A 21,989-nucleotide genomic window follows, 5' to 3' on the forward strand; every position below is an offset into this window, starting at 1 on the left:
ACAACCATGCCACCATCGGCAGATGCGTACTCGCCCCCGCCGTCCGCACTCCCTCCTCGTCGCCCTCGCCGCCACGGCGTGCCTGCTCGCCGCCTGCGGTGACGACTCCGATCCGGAGTCGGAGGAGACCCCGTCCGCCACCCCGTCGACGTCTCCGGTGGCCTCCGACACCCCCACCGCGAGCGAGGAGCCGGCGGGCGAGCTGTCGGTCACCGCCTACTACGTCGGCGACACGCCCCGGAGCCGGGCGCTGTACGGCGAGCAGCACGCCCAGGCCGTGCCCGACGACCCGATCGGGTTCCTCCTCGACGGCCCGGTGGACCCCGACTACCGCACGCTGCTGCCCGCCGGCAGCATCGAGCCCGGTGTCAGCTTCGACGGCGTCGGCGCGGGCGGCACCTTCCAGGTCGAGCTGACGGACGCGTCCTGGTCCGAGCGCCCCGACGGGATGACCCGCCGCGACGCCCGCCTCGCGGTGCAGCAGCTCGTGTGGACCCTGAACTCGGTGCAGGGCGGTGCCGGTGCCGATCCCAGCCTGCGCACCGGCGCCGGGGTCGCCTTCCACCTCGACGGGGCGGAGGTCAGCTATCTCGGCATCCCCAGCGGCGTGCGGGCCGCGCCGGAGCTCGACGTCCTCGCCGCGGTCAACGTCACCGCGCCCGCCGACGGCACCGCCGTGGACGACACCTTCACCGCGACGGGCATGGCCAGCTCCTTCGAGGCGACCGTGCCGTGGGAGGTGCAGGACGCCTCCGGCAAGGTCGTCCTCGACGGCTTCGCGACCGCCGAGGGCTGGATCGAGAGGCTCTACCCGTGGTCCGCCGAGGTCGACGTGAGCGAGCTCCCAGCCGGCGCCTACACCTTCGTCGCCCGCACCGACGACCCGTCCGGCGGCGAGGGCGGTGGGCCGACGGAGGACACCAAGCGGATCACGGTCCGGTGAGGTTCTCCCGGCTCCGGCTGAACCGGACCCTGCTGCTGCGCCAGCACCTCCTCGAACGGGTCGCGATGCCGCCCGTCGCCATGGTGGAGCACCTGATCGGCCTGCAGGCGCAGGAGCCGCTGTCGCCGTACCTCTCCCTGGCGGCGCGGCTGACCGACCTCGACCCGCACGCCGTGAGCGCGGCGATCGAGGACCGCTCGCTCGTGCGGGTGCTGAGCCTGCGCGACACCGTCCACCTCCACCGGCCGGCGGACGCCGTCACCCTGCCGGTGTGGGCGGCACCGGTCCGTGAGCGGGAGATGAAGGCCAGCCAGACCATCGGCGCCGCCCGGTCGGTCGACCGGGACGCCTTCGCGGCGGCCGTGCGGGAGGTGCTCGCCGACGGGCCACTCCCCCAACGGCAGCTGGGCGCTGAGCTCGCCGAGCGGTTCCCCGAGCACACCGCGGCCCAGCTCGGCGGCGTGGCACGGCTGCTGGCGGTGCTCGCCCAGCTGCCGCCCCGCGGCTGCTGGAAGCCGTCCGGGTCGACGGCGGTCGCCTACGACTTCGCGGACCGCTGGACCGGTCGGTCGCTGGCGGAGCCGGACGTCCCCGACGTCGTCCGGCGCTACCTGCGCGCCTACGGCCCCGCGTCCGCCTCCGACGTCACCGCCTGGTCCGGCATCACCCGCCTCGGCCCGGTGCTCAAGGCGATGACCGACCTCGAGGTGCATGAGGACGAGAACGGCAGGCCGCTCTATGACGTCGCGGGCGCCCCCGTGGCCGAGGAGGACCGGCCCGCACCCGCCCGTCTGCTCGGCTGCTACGACAACGTCTGGCTCTCCCATGCAGCCCGCGACCGGGTCACCGCCGCCGAGCACCGTGGCCTGTGGATGGGCGTCAACGGGGCCCAGGCGATGTCGGTCTACGTCGACGGTTGGCTTGCCGGGCTGTGGCGGGCCGAGGACGGCCGGGTCGCGCTGATCCGGTTGGTGCGCGACCTGAGCCGGTCCGAGCAGGCGGAGCTGGACGCCGAGATCGCGCGCGTGGAGGACCTGCTGGCGCGCTGAAAGATGCTGCGGTTTGGGACCAAACCGCAGCATTTCCGGCCGATCACGTGCGGTTCGTGCCCAAACGCTAACTGGTCAGACCACCCCAGCGGGGGGTCCGCGCGAGGAGCGCCGCGACGGCGGCGACACCGGCGGTCGAGGTACGGAGCACCTCGGCGCCCAGGCGGACGGGCACGGCCCCCGACGCGGCGAGCAGGGTCACCTCGTCGTCGGTGAGCCCGCCCTCCGGCCCGACCACGACGAGCAGGTCGCCGTCGGGCGGCAGGGCGAGGGCCGCGAGCGGCTCGGTGGCGTCCTCGTGGAGCACGACGGCGACCTCGGCCGAGGCGACGAGCGCGGCCACCTCGTCGGTCGTGGCGAGCGGCAGCACCTCGGGGTGCCAGGCACGCCGGGACTGCTTGGCCGCCTCGCGGGCGGCGGCCTGCCACTTCGCGTGCGACTTGGCGGCGCGCTCACCCTTCCACACCGCGACGCTGCGCGCGGCGGCCCACGGCACGATCCGGGCGACGCCGATCTCGGTGAGGACCTCGACCGCCAGCTCGCCGCGCTCGCCCTTGGGCAGCGCCTGCACCACCGTCACCGACGGGCGCGGCTCGGCGTGGTCCTCGACGGCGGTGACGGCGACGGTGAAGGCCCGCTTGCCGGTCGCGGTGACCTCACCGGTCGCGACCCGCCCCATCCCGTCGGCGAGCAACAGCCGCTCACCGACCCGGAGCCGCCGGACGACCACCGCGTGGTGCGCCTCGTCGCCCTCGACGGTGACGGGGTCACCGACCCGCACCCGGTCGAGGGACGGCACCAGGTGCTGCGGGAGGGTCATCGCTCAGTGGGCGGTGAACGCGTCGCGGAGGCGACCGAACATCGACTTGTGCGTCGGCCGGACATCGCCGGTCGGCCGCTCCTCGCCACGGATCGCGGCGAGCTCGCGCAGCAGCTCCTCCTGGCGCGGGTCGAGCCGGGCCGGAGTGTCGACCCCGATGGTGACCGCGAGATCGCCCCGCCCGCCCCGCAGGCCAGGGACGCCGCGACCGCGGAGCACGACCTGGTGGCCGGACTGGGTGCCGCTGGGGATCTGGAGCTCGAAGGACGTCTCCACGCCGGATTCCTCCCCAGGGTCGAGGTCGGCCTCGAGGGTGGGCAGGGTGATCGTCGTCCCGAGCGCGGCCGCGGTCATCGGCACGGACACGGTGCAGTGCAGGTCGTTGCCGTGGCGCTCGAAGACCTCGTGCGGCGCGACGTGGATCTCGACGTACAGGTCGCCGGCGGGGCCGCCCCCCGGGCCGACCTCGCCCTGCTCGCTGAGCTGGACGCGGGTGCCGTTGTCGACGCCGGCGGGGATCTTGACGGTGAGGGTACGACGCGAGCGGACCCGGCCGTCACCCGCGCACTCGCGGCACGGGTCGGGGATGACGCTGCCGAAGCCGCGGCAGGCCGCGCAGGGGCGGAGCGTGCGGATCTCGCCGAGGAAGGAGCGCTGCACGTGGGCGACCTCGCCCGCCCCGCGACAGGTCTCGCACGGGACGGGATGGCTGCCGGGCGCGGCACCCTCGCCGCCGCAGGTCGTGCAGCGCACGGCCGTGTCGACCTTGAGCTCGCGGGACACGCCGAAGGCTGCCTCGGCGAGCTCCACCTCGATCCGGATGAGTGCGTCCTGCCCGCGGCGCACCCGCGGCCGGGGGCCGCGGCCGCCGCCCGCGGCACCCGCGTTGCCGCCGAAGAAGGCGTCCATGATGTCGGTGAAGGAGAAGCCGGCGCCCTGACCGCCGAAGCCGCCGCCGAACGGATCGCCGCCACGGTCGTACGCCGCCCGCTTGTCCGGGTCGGACAGCACCTCGTAGGCGGCGGTGACCTGCTTGAACCGCTCCTGGCTCTCCGGGTCGGGGTTGACGTCCGGGTGCAGCTGGCGGGCGAGCCTGCGGTAGGCCTTCTTGATGGTGTCGGCGTCGGCGTCACGGCCGACGCCGAGCAGCTCGTAGGGGTCCTGACTCACGTGGTGTGCTCTCTCAGCTCTCGTCGAGGATGCGGGAGACGTAGCGCGCGACTGCGCGCACCGCCGCCATCGTTCCGGGGTAGTCCATGCGGGTGGGGCCGACGATCCCGAGCGCGGCGAGCGCGTCGTCGGGGCCGTAGCCGGTGGCGACGACACTGGTCGAGGCGAGGTTCTCGTAGGGACCCTCGGCACCGATCCGTACGGTGACCGCGCCGCCGCTGGTGGCCTCGCCGAGCAGTTTGAGGAGCACGACCTGCTCCTCCAGCGCCTCGAGCAGCGGGCGCACCGACGTCTCGAAGCTGTCGCCGAACCGGGCGAGGTTCGCGGTGCCGCCGACCACGACACGCTCGTCGGAGCGGTGGTCGCTCATCGCCTCGACCAGCGTCTCCACGACAGCGGCGGTCGGGGGCGTCGCCGCCGGCGTGGCCTCGTCGCCGCGGACCAGCGCGTCGAGTGCCGCGGCGGCGTCGGCGATGACCTCGCCGGTGGCCGCGAGGTTGATCCGGGAGCGGAGGGCGCCGAGCTCGTCGTCTCCGATGTCGGCGTCGAGCTCGACGAGACGCTGCTCGACCCGGCCGGAGCTGAGGATGAGCACCAGCAGCAGGCGGGTCGGCGTCAGCGCCACGACCTCGATGTGACGCACAGTGGAGCGCGACAGCGTGGGGTACTGCACCACGGCGACCTGCCGGGTCAGCTGGGCGAGCAGGCGCACGGAGCGGTGCACGACGTCGTCGAGGTCGACGGCCCCCTCGAGGAAGCCCGCGATGGCGCGACGCTCGGCCGAGGAGGTGGGCTTGACCGTGGACAGCCGGTCGACGAAGAGCCGGTAGCCCTTGTCGGTCGGCACCCGCCCGGCGCTCGTGTGGGGCTGGTGGAGGTAGCCCTCGTCCTCGAGGGCCGCCATGTCGTTGCGGATGGTCGCCGGCGACACGTTGAGGTGGTGGCGCTCGACGAGTGCCTTCGAGCCGACCGGCTCCTCCGTCGCGACGTAGTCCTCGACGATCGCGCGCAGCACGGCGAGCCTGCGGTCCTCCTGCATGGCCCACCTCCTGGCTGTCGTCTCAACGAGCACGCGCGGACCTGGCACTCCGCCGCCGTGAGTGCCAATCCTAGCGCTCACTCGCGCACCGGCTGAGTTGCGAGCGCCCAGCGCGCCCCGAAACGTCGGCCGGGCGAGGCACACCCTTCCCCGACTCCGCGAGATCGAGTAGGTTAGGCTCACCTAATCTTCCCGAGAGGATCCCGGAGCAAGGTCCGGGTCGAAGGAGCGGGCATGACGGTCGACCCCGGTCTCGACGTACGACGCATCGCCGCCGCGGCGCGCAGCATCCTGGCCTGCCCCGCCGAGGTCCAGCTGGTGGTCGACGGCATCGACGACGTCGCCGGCGACCTCGACGCGGCCGGCCTCGAGATGCAGGACCACGGCGGCCGGCCACTCCTCTCCTGCCCGGCGGACTCGGCGCTCGCGGTCGCGGCCACCGATCGGCGCGGCGCCCTGCTGACCCTGACCAGCGGACTCGGCGCCGTCGGCTCCGTGGAGCGCGACGCCACACTGACCCTCTCCGGGCGGCTCGAGGCGCTCGGGCTCGAACAGTGCGAGTGCTGCGACGAGGTCCGGATGCGGGTCGGCGTCCACCTCGACTTCGTGCTCCTCTCCCGCGCCAGCGCCCCCCCGGCCGCGCCGGACGAGACCCGGGTCCGGGTCCCCCTCGGCGCCTTCTCCGACCCCGAGCACGACCTCAACCGAGGCTTCCTCCAGCGCTCGACCGAGCACGCCAACCTGTGCCACCAGGACGAGCTGCGCCGGGCGATCGCCTCGATGACCCAGACCCGGCTCGGCGAGGTCGTCGGCGTCCACCTCGCCGACCTGCATGCCGGCGGCGTCACCCTCCGATGGGTCGACCTCACCGGCGCCCACAGCGCCGAGCTGCGCTTCCCCCACCCCGCCGCGACAGCTCCCGAGCTGGGCGACCTGCTGCGCGGGGAGCTGCACGCGGGACTCTGCTGAGCCCTCCGGTGCCGGGCGTCGCTACGGTGGGCGGGTGCCGTTCATCGAGGTCGCGGACCGGGTCTGGGTCCGCCGTGTGCCGTCCTACGACGTCAACCTGACCATCGTCGGCGGCGAGCGCGGACTCGTGGTGGTCGACACCCTGGCCACCGCCGCGGAGGCCAGGGCCGCGATCGCCGCGATCGGCGACCTCCGGGCGGGGCCGGTGATCGCGGTCGTCAACACCCACGACCACTTCGACCACGTGCTCGGCAACGCCACCTTCCGCGAGCGGTACGACGACCCGCCGGTGCACGCGACCGAGGAGGCCGCCGCCCGGACCGACCCGGCGGCGCCCCCCGCCGACCGCACCTTCTCCAGCGCCGCGGTGATCGACCTGGGTGACCGCCAGGTCGAGCTGGTCCACCCCGGGCGCGGTCACACCGCGGGCGACCTCGTGGTCCGCGTCCCCGACGCCGACGTACTGCTCGCGGGCGACCTGGTCGAGGAGTCGGCGCCCCCGTCGCTCGGCGCGGACTCGTGGCCGCTGGACTGGCCGCAGAGCCTCGATCTGGTGCTCGGCCTGCTCACCCCCGACTCGGTGGTCGTGCCCGGCCACGGCGGAGTCGTCGACCGACGGTTCGTCGAGCAGCAGTGCGACGACCTGCGCGCGGTGGCCGAGACGATCCGCGACCTCGCCACCCGCGGCGTCCCCGAGGCCGAGGCCCTGGCGGCGGCGGAGTGGCCGTTCCCCGGCGAGGCGCTGCATCACGCGATCGCTCGCGGGTACGCCCAGGTGCCTCGCGGGCATCGCCAGCTGCCGCTCGCCTGACCACCCGCGCAGCGGGTCGGACCCGGGGCACCGGGCGCGCCGCCGCCGCGTGCCGCCGCGCCGGTCCTAGGGTGGTTCGTCGTGGATCGCTATGGGACCGACGTGCTGTCAGGCGACTGGAAGGTCCCCAAGCGGGGCCGGGCCGTGGAGACGGCCGCCGACCTCGGCATCGTGGTCGAGGAGGTCACCACGCAGTGGTGCGGCGAGATCGTCACCGTCGACCGCGACCTGCACACGGTGACGCTCGAGGATCGGCGGATGAAGCGGCGTACCTTCCCGCTCGGGGCCGGATTCCTGCTCGACGGCAGGCCGGTCATCCTCACCCCGCCGATCACGAACGCCGGGCCGGTGCGGCCGACGCGTACGGCGAGCGGGTCGATCGCCGTCCACGACGCCAAGGCCCGCGTGGCCCGGGCCAGCCGGATCTTCGTCGAGGGCCGCCATGACGCCGAGCTGGTCGAGAAGGTCTGGGGGGACGACCTGCGGATCGAGGGCGTGGTCGTGGAGTACCTCGGCGGCGTCGACGACCTCGCCGACCACCTGCGCGACTTCGAGCCGGCACCTCAGCGCCGGGTCGGCGTGCTCGTCGACCACCTGGTGCCGGGCTCGAAGGAGAGCCGGATCGCGCAGAACATCATGAAGTCGCCGGTCGGCAAGCACGTCCTCATCGTCGGCCACCCGTTCATCGACATCTGGCAGGCGGTCAAGCCCGAGCGGCTCGGCTTCACGACCTGGCCCAAGGTGCCCAAGGGCATCGACTGGAAGAAGGGCACCTGCCAGCAGCTCGGCTGGCCGCACCGCGACCAGGCCGACATCGCGCGGGCGTGGAAGCACATCCTCGGCGGCGTCCGCGGCTTCCAGGACCTCGATCCGGCCCTGCTCGGGCGGGTCGAGGAGCTGATCGACTTCGTGACCACGGAGTGAGACGGACGCTGCGGTTTGGGACCAAACCGCAGCATTCCGGGCCGATCAGTTGCAGTCTCTGCCCGATCGATGCCGGTTCACAGGCCGGTCCGGAACCGATCCAGCACCTCGTCGACCCGGGCGTGGTCGCGCGCCTCGAGCGGGACCAGCAGCTCGGCCACGACGTCCGTGAGCTCGGCGATGCGGCGGTTGAGCTGCCGGTTCTCCTGCACCTCGGCCTCGAGCACGCGCACCCGGTCGCGCAGCGTGCCGCGGTCGCGGATCCGGGTGCGCACCCGTCGGGCCAGGTCGGTGGTCGTCATCGCAGCTCCTCGCTGTCGGGCGCCGGCCAGGCGGCGCGGATCCGGCACACGTCCGGCACGGGCAGGTCGAACATGTCCTCGCCGCGCCCGGTGGTCAGGCGCTCGACGATGCCACCGGCCGCCTCGATGGCCGCCCGGATGACCTCCGGGGACGTCGTGGGCGACGTCGAGAACTCCAGGAACAACCGCCCCCCGCCGGGCCGCAGCGCCATCCGGGCGAGCAGCCAGAGCTGCTCGAGCGCGGCGGGATCGAGGCAGTCGACGAGGTGGCGGGCGTAGAGGTGGTGCGGGTCGCGGGCCAGCCGCGTGCCGTGCACCAGGGTGGAGCGGAGCTCGCCGAGGATCAGCTGGTCGACCGCGACCTCGCGCCGCAACCGCCGCGCGCGGCGGCGGATCACGTTGAGGCTGCCGCGGGAGAAGTCGACCGCTCCGGTACGACGCCCCGAGCGGGCGAACCACAGCGCGTCGCGCCCGGTGCCGGCTCCGACGTCCAACACCGGCAGGTCGCTCAGCTGCGGCTCCACCCACTGCGCGAACGGCGACGGACCGCGCGGGATCGCGGCGCGGCGCGGGCCGTTGTAGAGCTCGGTCCAGCGCCCCATGTCGGTGCGGAAGCCGCGCAACCACCCGTCGAGGCGCCGGACGCCGGACGCCGGGTCGGCGTACTTGAAGGACGGGTCGGGGGTGCGCCAGTGCGGGCCGTAGAGGAACGCGAGCATGGCCTCGGGGTCGCGGGGCGCCGGGAACTCGTGCCCGTGCAGCGCGATCGTCGAGAACGGCTCGATCGCCGAGCGCGGCAGGTCACCGCTGCGGTTGCCGAGCTGGAAGAACGTCTCGCCGACATGGAACGCGGCGAACACGTCGATGTGGCAGACCCGGCCGTCGGAGAGCGGCAGCAGCAGCTTGACGTCGCCGCCGGACATCCGCAGCACCCGCCAGCCACGGGCCCGCATCGCCCGGGTGATCCGGTAGGACTCGGTGACGACGTCGGCCGGCGAGCCGTGCTCGGACAGGTAGCACAGGTCGGTGTCGGAGTCGTGGGCGAGCATCCGGCCCTCGCGGACCGCGCCGAGCAGCGCCCCGTAGTTGAGGTACGCCGCCACGCCGGCGTGCTCGCGCAGGTCGTCGACCGCGCGGCGGGTGCCGGCCAGGATCTCGTCGCGGACGGCCTCGTCGGTGGCGGCGAAGGAGCGGGCGAGGTGTCCGACCTTGTCGACGCTGAGCCGGTGACCGGAGCCGTCGACCACCGCCAGCACGCCCTCCCCGGTCCCGAGAGCGACCTCGTCGTCGTACAGGACGGCCGCACCGGTGGCGTCGGTCACCCGGATCCGGCCGCGACCGCTGAGGTGAGGCCGGAGCACACCGGGCCACGGCACCAGGACTCCCCCGGCGGCGGGCCGGCCGTCGCGCAGCGGAGTCAGCGACCAGACGTAGTGGCCGCCGATCTCGACCACCAGCGGCTGGCGGCCGGGCGGCACGAGGAGGCCCTCGTCGGACACCGCGACGGCCACGCGGGGTCCCCGCGGCGTGGTTCGGAGGAGCTGAGCGGAGGAGAAGGACGTCGTGGGGTGGTTCACGACGCCCCACGATGGGCGAGCGCCGTGCGCAGCGCGGTGGAGGAGGTCTGCAAGGTGTAGGGGAAGTAGGTCACCTCGACGCCGAGCACGGCCATCTGCTCCTCCAGGCGCCGGCCCTTGGGGGTCCCCTCCCAGTCGTCGCCCTTGAAGATCCGGTGGAAGCCCACGTCGCGCCACGCATCGGTCTTGTGGGGCGTGCTCTCCGCGTAGACCGCGTCGACGATGCCGATCGCCTCGACGATCTCGAGCCGCTCGGCGAGCGGGACGGTCGGGCGCACACCCTTCGTCTCGACGCACACCTCGTCGGCGACCACGCCGGCCACCAGCACGTCACACCACTGGCGTGCCTGGCGCAGCGCGTTGAGGTGGCCGACGTGGAACAGGTCGAAGGCGCCCGGCACGTAGCCGATCACGGGGCCGACGACGTCACCCGACTTCTTCATAAAGTCGAGTGTAACACTATAATTAGTCGATATTGGACCCGGCTCAGGCGAGGAGGCGGTGCACGACCCCGTCCGCGAGCAGCCGGCCGCGCAGGGTCAGCACGACGCGGTCCGGACGATCCTCCACGAGCCCGTCCGCGACCAGCGCCGGCAGCACGGCTCGGCCGGCGTCGTCGAGCACGTCGACCGGGAGGCCTGAGCGCAGCCGGACCTCCAGCAGCACCCGCTCCACGCGGCGCGTCTCCGCGTCGAGGACCTCCCGCGCGTGGGCCGGCGTGACCCCCTCGGCGAGCCGGCCGGCGTACGCCGCCGGGTGCTTGACGTTCCACCAGCGGACGCCGCCGACATGGGAGTGGGCGCCCGGCCCGATCCCCCACCAGTCCGCGCCCGCCCAGTAGCCCAGGTTGTGACGGCAGCGGGCGGCGTCGTCGCGCGCCCAGTTCGAGACCTCGTACCAGCCCAGGCCCGCCGCGACGAGCCGCTCCTCGGCCTGGACGTACTTGTCGGCCAGGTCGTCGTCGTCCGGCATCGGCAGCTCACCGCGCCGCACCCGGCGGGCCAGCGCGGTGCCGTCCTCGACGATCAGGGAGTACGCCGAGACGTGGTCCGGCGCGCACGCGAGCGCCGCGTCCAGCGTCTCCTCCCAGTCTTCGTCGCTCTCCCCCGGCGTCCCGTAGATGAGGTCGAGGCTGAGCTGGTCGAAACCCGCGCGGCGGGCGGCGTCGACCACCCCCGGAACCCGGAGCGGGTCGTGGGTGCGGTCCAGCACCGCGAGGACATGCGGCACCGCGGACTGCACCCCGAGGGAGACCCGGGTGTAGCCCGCCTCCCGCAGCCGCTCCAGGGAGGCCAGGTCGACCGAGTCCGGATTGGCCTCGGTCGTCACCTCCGCGCCCGGCAGCAGCCCGAACTCGTCGTCGATCGTCCGCAGGATCCGGCCGAGGTCCTCGGGCGGCAGCAGGGTGGGGGTGCCGCCACCGAGGAACACCGTGCCCACCGGGAGGTCGCGCTCACCCAGCACGCGCCGGGCCAGCCGGACCTCGGCGACCGCCTGGTCGGCGTACGACGCCCGGGAGACGCCGGGCCCGAGCTCCTCGGCCGTGTAGGTGTTGAAGTCGCAGTAGCCGCAGCGTGCCCGGCAGAACGGGACATGCACGTAGAACGCGAACGGGCTGGTCCCCAGCTCCTCGAGCGCTGGGGCGGGCAGCGACCCGTCGCTCGGGACGGGGTCGCCGAGGGGCAGGGCGTACGGCACAGAGATCGGCAGACGTCAGGCGGGGTGGGCGATCAGGCCGGGCACGTCGAGCCGCACCCACACCCGGTTGCCGTCCCGGCCGACGACACGCGCGCGAAGGTCCTCGCCGTCGACGTCGGTCACACGCACCAGATCGGCCGGTTGCGGGTCGAAGGTGGCGTCCCCACTCCGGGGCCCCTGCGAGATCCAGGTGAGCACGACCAGATCGGCCCCCACCTCGTTGGGGTCGTAGATCAGGTCGATGTCCACCACACCCACCATCCTACGCTCGCCCCGGATCGAAGGCGGGGTTGTCGACGGGCGCCGAGAAGAGGGCGCGAATCCGTTCGAACGTCGAGTCCTCCGGCGCAGGGACGACAACCGTCCAGTGCGGATGGTCGAACGTCGGAACCAGCGGAAAGCCGTCGTCGATGAGCTCCCGGCCCGATGCCAGCATGACCTTGCGCCGCACCCGGAGCAGCGGCCGCAGCCGAGCAAGCTCGGCGAAGCCACCGCCGGGCACCTCCAAGACCGAGAACCCGTACATGCCGATCTCGGCGTGGGCGCGCTCGCACGCTGCCGCAAGCGAATCGTTGCTCAGCGTGTTCGTGCCCTCACGCAGGACGAGCAGCGTACGTGGGATGTCGTCGCTGCGGATCGGGACCAAGCGGGCCATCCGACCACCTCCACGGGCAGCCTTCACACGACCCCAGACACAAACCTGCCCCAGCCGCCGAATCTCAGACCGGCACGTTGAGCGTGACGGTGTAGCCCTCGTCGACCGAGCCGGTCACCTTGGCCAGCTGCAGGGAGTACCCGTCGCTGAAGATGCCGTCGGTGTCGAGGCTGAGCTGGGACAGGTTCGTGACGCTCTGCTCGTAGCCTTCGGTGGCGTAGACGTCGTCGCACACGTCCTCCGGCAGCGCGAGCTGCGAGGTGCGCAGCTTGTTGTCGGCACTGGTCGCCGCGGCGAGGCTCTCGTAGACCTCGAAGTGCATGTGCGGCCAACGTCCCGCGTAGCAGGCCGGGAAGACGGTGGTGAAGGTGAGATTGCCGTCCGCGTCGGCCTCCTGCACGCCACGCAGGTAGTTCTCGTCGGCGATCTCGTCGTCGTACATCGAGTACCGGCCCTCGCGGTCGCAGTGCCACAGGTAGACCGCCGCGCCGGCCAACGGCGTCACCTCGTCGCCGTTGAGGTCGTAGACCTTGAGCCGGACCGTCGTCGCGATGCCCGCCGCGACCCCGGACGCGGTGCCGAAGCTGGCGGTGATGTCGCTGCGGACCACCCCCGACTGCGTCAGCGCGTTGGGGCCGTTGCTGCCGTCGCCGGGGTACGGGCCGGCGGTCTCCTCGGGGATCTCGCCCTCGGCGACCTCGACGCCGCTGTCACCGCCAATGCCCCCGCCCATCCCCCCGTCGGGCGGAGTGCCCTGCCCGTTCGGGCCCGACGTCGTTGCCGACGCGCTCGGGCCCGACGTGTCGTCGGCGCCGCAGGCGCTCAGCGCGGCGACCGCGCCGACCCCGCCCAGCAGGCCGAGCAGCCCGCGCCGCGCCATGATCCGCGGCAGGTCGTGAGACAGCCCGAGGTCGTGCTCGTCGGTCTCGTCGGTCTCGTCGGTTCCGTGATGGCTCATGTCCTCGAGTCTGGGCGCAGTTCCTGTGCGACTCCTGTGCGGCCGTTGTGCGCCGTCGACGAGAGACAGTTTCACCGGTCGGCCGGTGAAACTGTCTCCGGCCCGCCCTGAAGACTCAGCCGTAGAAGCTGGCGATGAGGTCGGAGTTGTTGGCCTCGACGACGTTGCGCTTCACCTTCAGCGAAGGCGTGAGCTCACCGGACTCGATGCTCAGGTCGTGGTCGAGGAGCTTCCACTTCTTGATCGTCTCCCAGCGGTTGAGCTGGGTGTTGAGCTCGTCGACGTACTCCCCGACCATCGCCTGCACGGCGTCGTCGTTGACGAGGGCGGTGTAGTCCTTGCCCTCCTTGCCGTTCTCGGCGGCCCATCCGGCGATCGCGTCGGGATCGAGGGTGATCAGCGCGGAGACGAAGTTGCGCTCCGCGCCGAAGACCATGAACTGGCTGACGTAGGGGCAGATCGCCTTGAACTTGGCCTCGATCGCCGGCGGCGCGATGTACTTGCCGCCGGAGGTCTTGAAGAGCTCCTTGATCCGGCCGGTGATCGTGAGGAAGCCGTCCGCGTCGACCTCGCCCTTGTCACCGGTGCGCAGCCAGCCGTCCTCGGTCAGCGCGTCCCGGGTCGCCTCGGCCCGGTTGTGGTAACCGGCCATGACGTGCGGGCCCCTGAGCTGGACCTCCCCGCCGTCGCCGATGCGGACCTCGGTGCCGGGGAGCGGCGGGCCGACGGTGCCGAGCTTGTAGGCGTCGGGGTGGTTGACCGTGGCGCCGGCGGCGTTCTCGGTCATGCCGTAGCCCTCGAGGATCAGGATGCCGGCGGCGTGGAACCAGGCCGCGATGTCGGCGTTCAGCGCGGCCGAGCCGGAGATGAAGAACCGCACCCGGCCGCCGAAGCGCTCGCGCACCTTGCTGAAGACCAGCTTGTCGAACAGCCGGTGCTGGATCTTGAGCGGCAGCGGGACCGACTTGCCGTCGCGGCGGAGCGCGTCGACCTTGCGGCCGACCTCGAACGCCTTGAGGAAGATCTTCTCCTTGGCGCCCCCCTCGGCCGCCTGCATCGTGACGATGCGGGCGTAGGCCTTCTCGAAGATGCGGGGCGCGGCGCCCATGAAGGTCGGCTTCACCACGCCCAGGTTGTCGACGATCTTGTCGACGCGGCCGTCGATGGCGGTCGCGAAGCCGCACGCGAGCTGCGTGGAGAGCAGCACCTTGCCGAAGGAGTGGGCCATCGGCAGCCAGAGGAACTGCAGGTCGTCCTCGTGCAGGATGTCCTGGGCCTTGATCGCCTCGCCCTCGAAGACCCAGGTGCGGTGCAGCAGCCGCACGCCCTTGGGCTTGCCGGTCGTGCCCGACGTGTAGATCAGGGTCGCGAGCTGGTCGGGCTCGATGCCCTGCGCCACCGCGTCGACGGCGTCGGGACGCTCGGCCAGGTGGGCATCCCCCAGCTCGGCGAGCTGGTCGAGGGAGATCACCCAGTCCCCGTCGGCGCCGTCGGCCAGGGCCTCGTCGAAGCTGATGACCTTCGCCAGCTCCGGCAGCTCCCCGCGGTGCTCGCGCAGCTTGGCCAGCTGCTCGTCGTCCTCGGCGAACACGAACCGGCACTCGGCGTCGCCGATGATGTACGCCGTGTCGTCGCCCCCCGTGGACGGGTACACGGTCGTGGTCGCGCCACCGGCGCACATCACGGCGAGGTCGGCGAGGATCCACTCGTAGCGCGTGGCCGACGCGATGCCGACCCGCTGCTCCGACTCGAGTCCGAGCGCGAGCAGGCCCGCGGCGAGGCGGCGTACTCGATCGCCGGCCTGGCGCCAGGTCACCGACTCCCACGCTTCGCCGCGGGGGAAGCGGAAGGCCTCCCGGTCCGCACTCTTCTCGACCCGGTCGAGGAACTGCACCGCGCAGTTCTTCGGCATGCGGTCGAGGAAATGGGTGTCGTGGTTGATGGGCATGGCGCTCCCTGCGTCTGCTCGTCCGAGACCGACGTGCCCACGATCCGTGGACCGTGGATCGTGGACAACTGGGCAGTAACCTAAGCCACAGGCTCCGCGGGGGGTAGGGAACGGGCCGTCCTCGATACGAATTCCTCCGCTTTCGCCCGCACCTTGGGCAGCAGCCCGTCCACCACGAGCAGGTCGGGCAGGCGGCTCCGGTCGGTGTTGAGGGCGACGAACATGTCGCGGATGGTCCGCCCGTGGCCCGGTCGGTGCACCACCTCGATGGCGTCGCCGGGCGCGATCGTGCCCGTCTCGAGCACGCGCAGGTACGGGCCGGGCCGGGCTTCCGCCGTGAACCGCCTGACCCAGGCCCGCGGGTCGTAGCCGCTCTCCCCCATCCAGCCCTTGAAGTCGTTGCAGGGCGTGCGGACGTAGACCGCCTCGACGAGGATGCCGACGCCGGGCTCGCCGACCCGCAGCCGGGTGCCGATCTCCAGGTCGTTGACGTCGATGCCCTCGGTGGTCAGGTTCTCACCGAACTGGCCGTCGCGGATCGGCATGCCGAGCTCCCGCTCCCAGAAGTCCAGGTCCTCACGAGCGTAGGCGTAGACAGCCTGGTCCGGGCCGCCGTGGTGCCGGGTGTCGGAGACCTGGTCGCCCTCGATCCCGAGCTCGCCGACGGCCACCGGCCCGGTCACGGGGCGCTTGTCGATCGAGGTGCGCCCGATGCCGGCCCACTCCTTGTCCCGCGGGAGGCCGACACTGACGGTGCGCACGAACTGCATGCCTCGGAGGCTACCGTCGGGTCATGGCCCGGCTCCTGCTGATCTCCGGCCTGGCGCTGGCGTCCGGGCTCGCCGGACTCGCCGGGTGCGGCGGGAACGACCGGCCGTCCCCGGACCGCCCGCCAACCAGGGTCGACCCCCCGCAGCCCTTCCCTGCCGCGTCGGCCGACGTGCCGGCCGGGTTCCGGGAGGTGCTCTGCCCGGACCTGCGCCGCGACGGCACCGGCCTGACCGTGCGCCTCGTGGTGCCGGTCGCGACCACGGGCGGGCAGCAGTCCGAGGACGGCTGCTCGTTCAGCCACGGCTCGGTGCGCAGCGTCGGCGTGCAGATCGGGCCGGAGCGGACACTGGCCGCCTTCCGCGCCCAGGAGCTCGATCCCTTCGAGGACATCGGTGGCGACGACGAGGTCAGCGACATCACCTACCGTGGCGACGCCCCCGGCCTCGACGGCAAGGCCGCCGAGGAGCTGACCTGGCGCGTCTACAACGACGGCCTCCCCTACTGGGAGGCTGCCATCCAGGTCGCCGGCGTCCGGCTGAGCTGGACCGTCCCGGACGACAAGCCTCGCCGGCTGGACTCCTTCGACGTCGTCCGCCGCTCGGTCGCCGTGCTCCACGGGACCGGGTCACTGTGTCCCAGCTGGGGCGCTGCCGACCGACCGTCCCTCACCTTCTCCCCGCCGAAGGAGGCCGGCTGGGTCGAGCGCGACGGCGACCGCTGCCGGATCTACCGCGAGGAGGCACCGACTCTGCTGGAGTACGGCGCCGTGGACCCCACGCCCGGCGACCTCGACACGCTGGCGGCGCAGGTCCGTCGGGATCCCGAGGTGGTGCGGGTCCGGCTCCGACGAGATGCCGGCCGGATCGACGGCGAGCCGGCCGACCTGCTGACCTGGGTGGTCGTGCGCACCGAGGAGACCGAGAGCTACGAGCCTCCGGGGACCTGGCGGATCGTGGCACTGCAGAGCGCGAGCGCACGGGTCGAGTGGGGCGCGACCCCGCAGTGGTGGCACGACGACCGATCGACGTACGACGACCTGGTGGCGTCGGTCCGGATCAGTCCTGCACGGCCTTCGCCACCGTGATGCAGGCCGTGACGTGCTCCCGCTCGTCCGCGTCCAGCCGGCGATGGGCGCGCACGGCGTCCTCGTGGGCCCAGTGCGCGTTGAGCACCGAACGGATGACGACCCAGTCCCGGGCACGGTCCTCGTCGAAGCCGGCGGCATCGACGAGCGCGTGGAAGCGCCGGCGGACGCCGTCGCGGACGGACCCCGCCGCTCCGGGCGCGGCGTACTCCGCGAACCGGTCGCGCAGCATCGGCTCCAGCTCGTAGTGCGGGTCGCCGTTGGTCGGCTTCGGGTCGATGACCAGCCAGGTGTCCTCGCCGTCGCGCCGGCCGCGCAGCACGTTGCCGTAGTGGAGGTCGCCGTGGATGACCGCCGTCGCCGGCTCCGTGACCAGGTCTCGTCCCAGCGCGAGCGCCTGCTCGACCAGGCGCCGCGGGATCGGCACCTCCTGGGCATCGCGGGCGAGCGCCGCCAGCCACGTCTCGACGTACGACGCCTGCGCGCGCAGCTGCGGCATCGCGGCGACATGCAGGTCGGCGTAGCGGCTCGCGACCACCGCGCAGGCCTCCAGGTCCCAGCTCTCGGTGAGGTCCTCGCGATCCAGCCGCTCGAGCAGCAGTGCCCGGCGGCCCGGGTCGGCGCGGAGCAGCCGGACCGCGCCGCGTCCGCCCCACCGCTGGAGGGCGAGATGCTCGTGCTCGGACTCGTCGTCGGGCAGCCCGACCTTGAGCGCGGCGAGTGTGCCGTCACCGGTCGTGACCGGGAGGACCAGGGAGCAGAAGCCGTGCCAGCTCGTGCCCTCGGGCGTCAGCTCCCAGTCGTCGAGGACCGACCGCGTGATCGCCGGGAGGCGGTCCAGCCAGGCCGCCCACTCGGGCCCGAGCGCACGCTGGCCGTCGAGGTCGGCGGGGACCACGACGGAGGGAGGCACGCAGTCATCCCAGCAGAGCGGGCCAACCCGGCTGCCGTGGGACGGCTACTTCTTGGGCTTGTCGCCCGCCGGGCCGCTGGTCGCGAGCGCGGCGACGAAGGCCTCCTGCGGCACCTCGACCCGGCCGACCATCTTCATCCGCTTCTTGCCTTCCTTCTGCTTCTCGAGCAGCTTCCGCTTGCGGGTGATGTCACCGCCGTAGCACTTGGCGAGGACGTCCTTGCGGATGGCGCGGATGTTCTCGCGCGCGATCACCCGGGCGCCGATGGCGGCCTGGATCGGCACCTCGAACTGCTGGCGCGGGATGAGCTCCTTGAGCTTGCCGGCCATCATCACGCCGTAGGAGTAGGCGGCGTCCTTGTGGACGATCGCGGAGAACGCGTCGACCGGCTCGCCCTGCAGCAGGATGTCGACCTTCACCAGGTCGGCGGCCTGGTCGCCGGAGCGCTCGTAGTCGAGGCTGGCGTAGCCCTTGGTGCGGCTCTTGAGCTGGTCGAAGAAGTCGAAGACGATGTCGCCCATCGGCAGCGTGTAGCGCATCTCGACGCGGTCCGCGGAGAGGTAGTCCATCCCCTGCAGGTTGCCGCGCTTCTCCTGGCACAGCTCCATGATCGCGCCGATGTAGTCCGACGGGCTGAGGATCGTGGCGCGCACGACGGGCTCGCGCACCTCGGCGACCTTCCCGTCGGGGTACTCGCTCGGGTTGGTCACCTCGAGGACCTTGCCGTCCTCCATGTGCACCTCGTAGACCACGTTGGGCGCGGTCGAGATGAGGTCGAGGTTGAACTCGCGCTCGAGGCGGTCGCGGGTGATCTCCATGTGGAGCAGGCCGAGGAAGCCGATCCGGAAGCCGAAGCCGAGCGCGCCGGAGGTCTCCGGCTCGTAGGTGAGGGCGGCGTCGTTGAGCTGGAGCTTCTCCAGCGCGTCGCGCAGCACCGGGTAGTCGTCGCCGTCGATCGGGTAGAGACCGGCGTAGACCATCGGGTTCGGGTGCTCGTAGCCACCGAGGGACTCGGTCGCGCCGTGGTGCTGGGAGGTGACGGTGTCACCGACCCGCGACTGGCGGACGTCCTTCACCCCGGTGATGAGGTAGCCGACCTCGCCGACGCCGATCTCGCCCGTCTTGACGGGCTCCGGGCTGATCACGCCGACCTCGAGCATCTCGTGCACGGCGTTGGTCGACATCATCTTGATCCGGTCGCGGTGGCTCAGCTTGCCGTCGACGACGCGGACATAGGTGACCACGCCGCGGTAGGTGTCGTAGACGGAGTCGAAGATGAGGGCGCGCGCCGGGGCGTCCGGGTCACCGACCGGCGGCGGGGTCTGCTTGACGATCTCGTTGAGGACCGTCTCCACGCCGAGGCCGGTCTTGGCGCTCACCCGGAGCACGTCGTCGGGGTCGCAGCCGACGATGCCGGCCAGCTCCTCGGCGTACTTGTCCGGGTCGGCGCTGGGCAGGTCGATCTTGTTGAGCACCGGGATGATGTGGAGGTCCGCGCCCATGGCGAGGTAGAGGTTCGCCAGCGTCTGCGCCTCGATGCCCTGGGCGGCGTCGACGAGCAGGATCGCCGCCTCGCAGGCCTGCAGCGAGCGGGACACCTCGTAGGTGAAGTCGACGTGGCCCGGGGTGTCGATCATGTTGAGGACGTAGCTGCCGGGCTCCGCGCCCTCCTCGTTGCCCTCCGCGACCGTCCACGGCATGCGCACGGCCTGCGACTTGATCGTGATGCCGCGCTCGCGCTCGATGTCCATCCGGTCGAGGTACTGGGCGCGCGCAGCGCGCGCGTCGACCACGCCGGTCAGCTGCAGCATCCGGTCAGCGAGGGTCGACTTGCCGTGGTCGATGTGCGCGATGATGCAGAAGTTGCGGATGATCGCGGGGTCGGTGTGACCCGGCTTCGGGGCGGAGGCTGGCATGGTGCCGCCCATTGTCCCGGATGCCGCTCCGGTTCGCTAAACCCGGAGCCGAACCGCTACGGACCGGCCATGGCCGGTCAGCGATGATGGGCCGCGTGTTCCCCACCGTCATCCCCCACGGCCGGACCGCCCGGCGCCTGGCCTGGTCGCACCTGCCGCCGCTGGTCCGTCGCGCGGTCGAGCAGCGCCTCGGCACCCCCGTCGTGGAGGCCGTGTCCCAGGACGGCGGGTTCACGCCTGGATTCGCTTCGGTGCTCACCGGCACCGATGGCACCCGGGTGTTCGTGAAGGCAGCCTCCATCAAGGCCCAGCGGGTGTTCGCCGACGCCTATCGCGAGGAGGCACGCAAGCTCGCTGCCCTGCCCGCCGGCGTGCCTGCGCCGGCGCTGCTGTGGACCGAGGAGGTCGCCGACTGGTTCCTGCTCGCCACCGAGTACGTCGACGCCCGCGCTCCCCACCGCCCGTGGCGTGCCGAGGACCTGGCCGCCGCCTCGGCGATGGCCGTCGCCATGGCGGGCGTCCTGACCCCCGCTCCCGCCGCGCTCGACAGCGCGGTCGAGGAGTTCGCCTCCTGGCCGGCGCTGTGGGACCGGATCGCCCACCCGCGCGCAGCCGAGATCCGGGCGCTCGCCGACAGGTACGCCGAGGTGGTCGCCGGCGACACCCTCGTCCACACCGACATCCGCGACGACAACATCCTGGTTCGCCCCGACGGCACCGCCCTGCTGTGCGACTGGAACTGGCCGATCGTCGGCGCCGCCTGGCTCGACTCCCTGCTGCTGCTCGTCGGCCCGCGGGGCGACGGACTCGACGTCGACGCCCACATCGCGGACCACCCGCTGCTCGCGACGGTCCCCGCCGAGGACGTCGACGTCTTCCTCGCCCTGATCCTCGGCTACTTCACCACCTGTGCCGACCAGCCGGTCCCGCCCACGTCGCCGCACCTGCGCGCCGCCCAGGCCTGGCAGCGCGACGTGATCGACCACTGGCTGGCCGAGCGGCGCGGCTGGTCGGACGAGCGCTGATTTGGGCGCGATGTCGACCCGCTGTTAGCCTTGCTGGTCGCGTCTCCGCGTTCCCGCCTGCCCGTCCTCCGCTCACCGAGCCGGGTGGTCAGGACCAGGGCGACCGAGGCGCGCTCCGGACCAGAACCAGCATCCCCACACCTGACACAGAGACGAGTACCCGTGGCGAACATCAAGAGCCAGATCAAGCGCAACAAGCAGAACGAGAAGCGTCACGAGCGCAACAAGGCCGTCAAGTCCGGCCTCAAGACCGCGATCCGCAAGTTCCGCGAGGCCGCCGAGGCCGGCGACAAGGACGGCGCTGCCAGCCTGGCCCGCGAGGCCGGCAAGAAGCTCGACAAGGCTGCCTCCAAGGGCGTCATCCACAAGAACCAGGCCGCGAACCGCAAGTCGTCGATCGCGAAGCAGGCCGCCTCTCTCTGAGACCACCCAGCTGGCTCCGGTCCTGAGCCCCGGTTGAGTCGTCACCGTGAGCACGAGCCGCTCCAGGGCGTACGACGCATCGCTGGCGGCACCCTTGATGTCGGCATCGGCCTGGGCGACCGCGCGGATCGCCCGCGCCAGTCCGGCATCGGTCCAGCCCCGGGCCTGGTCGCGCAGCGAGCGCAGCTTCCACGGTGGCACGCCGACCTCGCGCGCCAGGTCCGCGTCGCGCATCCCGCGCGGGGCACTGACCAGCCGTGCCAGGCCGCGGGCGCTGCCCGCGAAGGCGGAGGTGATCAGCACGGCCGCCGTACCGGAGTCGAGCGCCCAGCGCAGCTCCTCCAGAGCGGCCCGGTCGCGTCCGGCGAAGGCGGCGTCGGCGACCGCGAAGGACTTCGCCTCGGCCCGGCCACCGAAGTAGCGACGGACCTGTGCCTCGCTGATCCGCTCTCCCGGGAAGTCGCTGGTCAGCTGGTGGGCGGCGCCGGCCAGGGAGCGCAGGTCACGCCCGATCGACTCGATCAGCGCGTCCGCGGCCTCGCGGTCGATCCCGGCGCCGAGTCGCCGAACCTCGCCGGCCACGAATCCCGGGTAGTCGGACGCCCTGAGCTCCTCGGACTTGTGCTCGGTGACCGCCGGCAGCTTGCGCAGCTTGGTCAGCACGCCGCTGCCCTTCTGGCCGCCGCCGTGGACGAGGACCAGGGCGACGTCCTCGACCGGCGCGCCGGCGTACGCCAGCACGCCGTCGACCGACTCGTCGGGCAGGTTCTCGAGGCCCCGGACCACGACGCAGCGCACCGCGGAGAACAGCGACGGCGCCGCCATCTCCCCGAGCGTAGCGAGGGTCAGCTCGGCCGCTGAGCTGTCGGCGAACTCGGCCTCGGGGTCGTGTCCGCGCACCGCCGCCTTGACGTCGTCGACGGTCCGGGCGCCGAGGAACTCCTCCTTGCCGGTGACCAGGATGACCCGACCCAGCACGTCCTCGGCCCGCAT

General features: G+C 72.5%; 22 protein-coding genes and 1 pseudogene. 8 read left to right on the forward strand and 15 right to left on the reverse strand.

Going from position 1 to position 21,989, the window contains the following annotated elements:
• The first annotated feature begins 22 nt into the window (after positions 1-22).
• Positions 23-943: a Gmad2 immunoglobulin-like domain-containing protein gene (locus KVF89_RS07220; RefSeq protein WP_257424557.1), complete on the forward strand. Its 921-nt coding sequence runs from the start codon at positions 23-25 to the stop codon at positions 941-943.
• On the forward strand, positions 940-1,992 hold the full coding sequence (locus tag KVF89_RS07225) for a winged helix DNA-binding domain-containing protein (RefSeq protein WP_257424558.1): 1,053 nt from the start codon (positions 940-942) through the stop codon (positions 1,990-1,992). Before KVF89_RS07220 ends, KVF89_RS07225 begins: the two co-directional genes overlap by 4 nt.
• 67 nt (positions 1,993-2,059) lie before the next feature.
• Here the strand turns inward: KVF89_RS07225 and KVF89_RS07230 are convergent, their stop codons facing one another.
• The 3 genes from KVF89_RS07230 to hrcA are packed head-to-tail and all read right to left on the reverse strand — an operon-like array spanning position 2,060 to position 5,021.
• Positions 2,060-2,812, reverse strand: coding sequence for a 16S rRNA (uracil(1498)-N(3))-methyltransferase (locus KVF89_RS07230; RefSeq protein ID WP_257424559.1), 753 nt, complete (start codon positions 2,810-2,812; stop codon positions 2,060-2,062).
• A gap of 3 nt (positions 2,813-2,815) precedes the next feature.
• Entirely contained in the window at positions 2,816-3,982 is a 1,167-nt protein-coding gene (gene dnaJ / locus KVF89_RS07235) for a molecular chaperone DnaJ (RefSeq protein ID WP_257424560.1), read from the reverse strand.
• A gap of 13 nt (positions 3,983-3,995) precedes the next feature.
• Positions 3,996-5,021 carry a heat-inducible transcriptional repressor HrcA gene (gene hrcA / locus KVF89_RS07240; RefSeq protein WP_257424561.1) on the reverse strand — a complete coding sequence of 342 codons (1,026 nt, stop codon included), beginning with the start codon at positions 5,019-5,021 and terminating at the stop codon, positions 3,996-3,998.
• 234 nt (positions 5,022-5,255) lie between these two features.
• Here hrcA and KVF89_RS07245 point away from each other — a divergent pair, with 234 nt between their 5' ends.
• The 3 genes from KVF89_RS07245 (at position 5,256) to KVF89_RS07255 (ending at position 7,725) form a co-directional block, all read left to right on the forward strand.
• A complete protein-coding gene (locus tag KVF89_RS07245; RefSeq protein ID WP_257424562.1) occupies positions 5,256-5,990 on the forward strand; it encodes a hypothetical protein in 735 nt (244 codons plus the stop codon).
• 34 nt (positions 5,991-6,024) lie between these two features.
• Positions 6,025-6,801, forward strand: coding sequence for an MBL fold metallo-hydrolase (locus KVF89_RS07250; RefSeq protein ID WP_257424563.1), 777 nt, complete (start codon positions 6,025-6,027; stop codon positions 6,799-6,801).
• 81 nt (positions 6,802-6,882) lie between these two features.
• Positions 6,883-7,725: a DUF3097 domain-containing protein gene (locus tag KVF89_RS07255; protein ID WP_257424564.1), complete on the forward strand. Its 843-nt coding sequence runs from the start codon at positions 6,883-6,885 to the stop codon at positions 7,723-7,725.
• 77 nt (positions 7,726-7,802) lie between these two features.
• Here the strand turns inward: KVF89_RS07255 and KVF89_RS07260 are convergent, their stop codons facing one another.
• From KVF89_RS07260 to KVF89_RS07300, 9 genes are all read right to left on the reverse strand, one after another.
• Positions 7,803-8,027, reverse strand: coding sequence for a DUF6752 domain-containing protein (locus KVF89_RS07260; RefSeq protein ID WP_257424565.1), 225 nt, complete (start codon positions 8,025-8,027; stop codon positions 7,803-7,805).
• Entirely contained in the window at positions 8,024-9,604 is a 1,581-nt protein-coding gene (locus tag KVF89_RS07265; protein WP_257424566.1) for a class I SAM-dependent methyltransferase, read from the reverse strand. Before KVF89_RS07265 ends, KVF89_RS07260 begins: the two co-directional genes overlap by 4 nt.
• Complete coding sequence (locus KVF89_RS07270; protein WP_257424567.1) at positions 9,601-10,047, reverse strand: FAD synthase family protein; 447 nt, start codon at positions 10,045-10,047, stop codon at positions 9,601-9,603. The genes KVF89_RS07265 and KVF89_RS07270 overlap by 4 nt, the downstream gene beginning before the upstream one ends.
• Positions 10,048-10,090: 43 nt before the next feature.
• Entirely contained in the window at positions 10,091-11,302 is a 1,212-nt protein-coding gene (gene hemW, locus KVF89_RS07275) for a radical SAM family heme chaperone HemW (RefSeq protein WP_257424568.1), read from the reverse strand.
• A gap of 15 nt (positions 11,303-11,317) precedes the next feature.
• A complete protein-coding gene (locus KVF89_RS07280; RefSeq protein WP_257424569.1) occupies positions 11,318-11,554 on the reverse strand; it encodes a hypothetical protein in 237 nt (78 codons plus the stop codon).
• Positions 11,555-11,564: 10 nt separating this feature from the next.
• Positions 11,565-11,957 carry a hypothetical protein gene (locus KVF89_RS07285; protein WP_257424570.1) on the reverse strand — a complete coding sequence of 131 codons (393 nt, stop codon included), beginning with the start codon at positions 11,955-11,957 and terminating at the stop codon, positions 11,565-11,567.
• A gap of 64 nt (positions 11,958-12,021) precedes the next feature.
• Complete coding sequence (locus KVF89_RS07290) at positions 12,022-12,915, reverse strand: dioxygenase family protein (protein ID WP_257424571.1); 894 nt, start codon at positions 12,913-12,915, stop codon at positions 12,022-12,024.
• A 115-nt stretch (positions 12,916-13,030) separates the two neighbouring features.
• Complete coding sequence (locus KVF89_RS07295; protein WP_257424572.1) at positions 13,031-14,863, reverse strand: AMP-dependent synthetase/ligase; 1,833 nt, start codon at positions 14,861-14,863, stop codon at positions 13,031-13,033.
• Between the two features lie 80 nt (positions 14,864-14,943).
• On the reverse strand, positions 14,944-15,633 hold the full coding sequence (locus tag KVF89_RS07300; protein ID WP_257424573.1) for an MOSC domain-containing protein: 690 nt from the start codon (positions 15,631-15,633) through the stop codon (positions 14,944-14,946).
• A 23-nt stretch (positions 15,634-15,656) separates the two neighbouring features.
• Here KVF89_RS07300 and KVF89_RS07305 point away from each other — a divergent pair, with 23 nt between their 5' ends.
• Positions 15,657-16,718, forward strand: coding sequence for a hypothetical protein (locus tag KVF89_RS07305; protein WP_257424574.1), 1,062 nt, complete (start codon positions 15,657-15,659; stop codon positions 16,716-16,718).
• Here the strand turns inward: KVF89_RS07305 and KVF89_RS07310 are convergent.
• Both KVF89_RS07310 and lepA read right to left on the reverse strand, forming a co-directional pair.
• Positions 16,690-17,631 carry an aminoglycoside phosphotransferase family protein gene (locus KVF89_RS07310; RefSeq protein WP_257424575.1) on the reverse strand — a complete coding sequence of 314 codons (942 nt, stop codon included), beginning with the start codon at positions 17,629-17,631 and terminating at the stop codon, positions 16,690-16,692. The genes KVF89_RS07305 and KVF89_RS07310 overlap by 29 nt on opposite strands.
• A 45-nt stretch (positions 17,632-17,676) precedes the next feature.
• On the reverse strand, positions 17,677-19,548 hold the full coding sequence (gene lepA, locus KVF89_RS07315) for a translation elongation factor 4 (protein WP_257424576.1): 1,872 nt from the start codon (positions 19,546-19,548) through the stop codon (positions 17,677-17,679).
• Positions 19,549-19,643: 95 nt separating this feature from the next.
• Between lepA and KVF89_RS07320 the strand changes: the two genes are divergently transcribed.
• Both KVF89_RS07320 and rpsT read left to right on the forward strand, forming a co-directional pair.
• The gene (locus KVF89_RS07320) at positions 19,644-20,573 is read left to right on the forward strand and encodes a phosphotransferase family protein (RefSeq protein ID WP_257424577.1); all 930 of its coding nucleotides are present in this window, start codon (positions 19,644-19,646) and stop codon (positions 20,571-20,573) included.
• Positions 20,574-20,735: 162 nt separating this feature from the next.
• Positions 20,736-20,996, forward strand: coding sequence for a 30S ribosomal protein S20 (gene rpsT, locus KVF89_RS07325; protein WP_257425246.1), 261 nt, complete (start codon positions 20,736-20,738; stop codon positions 20,994-20,996).
• A 57-nt stretch (positions 20,997-21,053) separates the two neighbouring features.
• Here rpsT and holA read toward each other — a convergent pair.
• Positions 21,054-21,989: pseudogene (gene holA / locus KVF89_RS07330) on the reverse strand (DNA polymerase III subunit delta); the annotation flags it as partial.

Source organism: Nocardioides carbamazepini, from assembly GCF_024614185.1.
Taxonomy (GTDB): domain Bacteria; phylum Actinomycetota; class Actinomycetes; order Propionibacteriales; family Nocardioidaceae; genus Nocardioides; species Nocardioides carbamazepini.

Excerpts from the sequence above, each read along its gene's own strand:
- KVF89_RS07260 (WP_257424565.1), bottom strand. The coding sequence starts at position 8,027 with ATGACGACCACCGACCTGGCCCGACGGGTGCGCACCCGGATCCGCGAC.
- lepA (WP_257424576.1), bottom strand. The coding sequence starts at position 19,548 with ATGCCAGCCTCCGCCCCGAAGCCGGGTCACACCGACCCCGCGATCATC.
- KVF89_RS07295 (WP_257424572.1), bottom strand. The coding sequence starts at position 14,863 with ATGCCCATCAACCACGACACCCATTTCCTCGACCGCATGCCGAAGAAC.
- KVF89_RS07300 (WP_257424573.1), bottom strand. The coding sequence starts at position 15,633 with ATGCAGTTCGTGCGCACCGTCAGTGTCGGCCTCCCGCGGGACAAGGAG.
- KVF89_RS07270 (WP_257424567.1), bottom strand. The coding sequence starts at position 10,047 with ATGAAGAAGTCGGGTGACGTCGTCGGCCCCGTGATCGGCTACGTGCCG.
- KVF89_RS07285 (WP_257424570.1), bottom strand. The coding sequence starts at position 11,957 with ATGGCCCGCTTGGTCCCGATCCGCAGCGACGACATCCCACGTACGCTG.
- hrcA (WP_257424561.1), bottom strand. The coding sequence starts at position 5,021 with ATGCAGGAGGACCGCAGGCTCGCCGTGCTGCGCGCGATCGTCGAGGAC.
- KVF89_RS07245 (WP_257424562.1), top strand. The coding sequence starts at position 5,256 with ATGACGGTCGACCCCGGTCTCGACGTACGACGCATCGCCGCCGCGGCG.
- KVF89_RS07290 (WP_257424571.1), bottom strand. The coding sequence starts at position 12,915 with ATGAGCCATCACGGAACCGACGAGACCGACGAGACCGACGAGCACGAC.
- KVF89_RS07230 (WP_257424559.1), bottom strand. The coding sequence starts at position 2,812 with ATGACCCTCCCGCAGCACCTGGTGCCGTCCCTCGACCGGGTGCGGGTC.
- KVF89_RS07305 (WP_257424574.1), top strand. The coding sequence starts at position 15,657 with ATGGCCCGGCTCCTGCTGATCTCCGGCCTGGCGCTGGCGTCCGGGCTC.
- KVF89_RS07220 (WP_257424557.1), top strand. The coding sequence starts at position 23 with ATGCGTACTCGCCCCCGCCGTCCGCACTCCCTCCTCGTCGCCCTCGCC.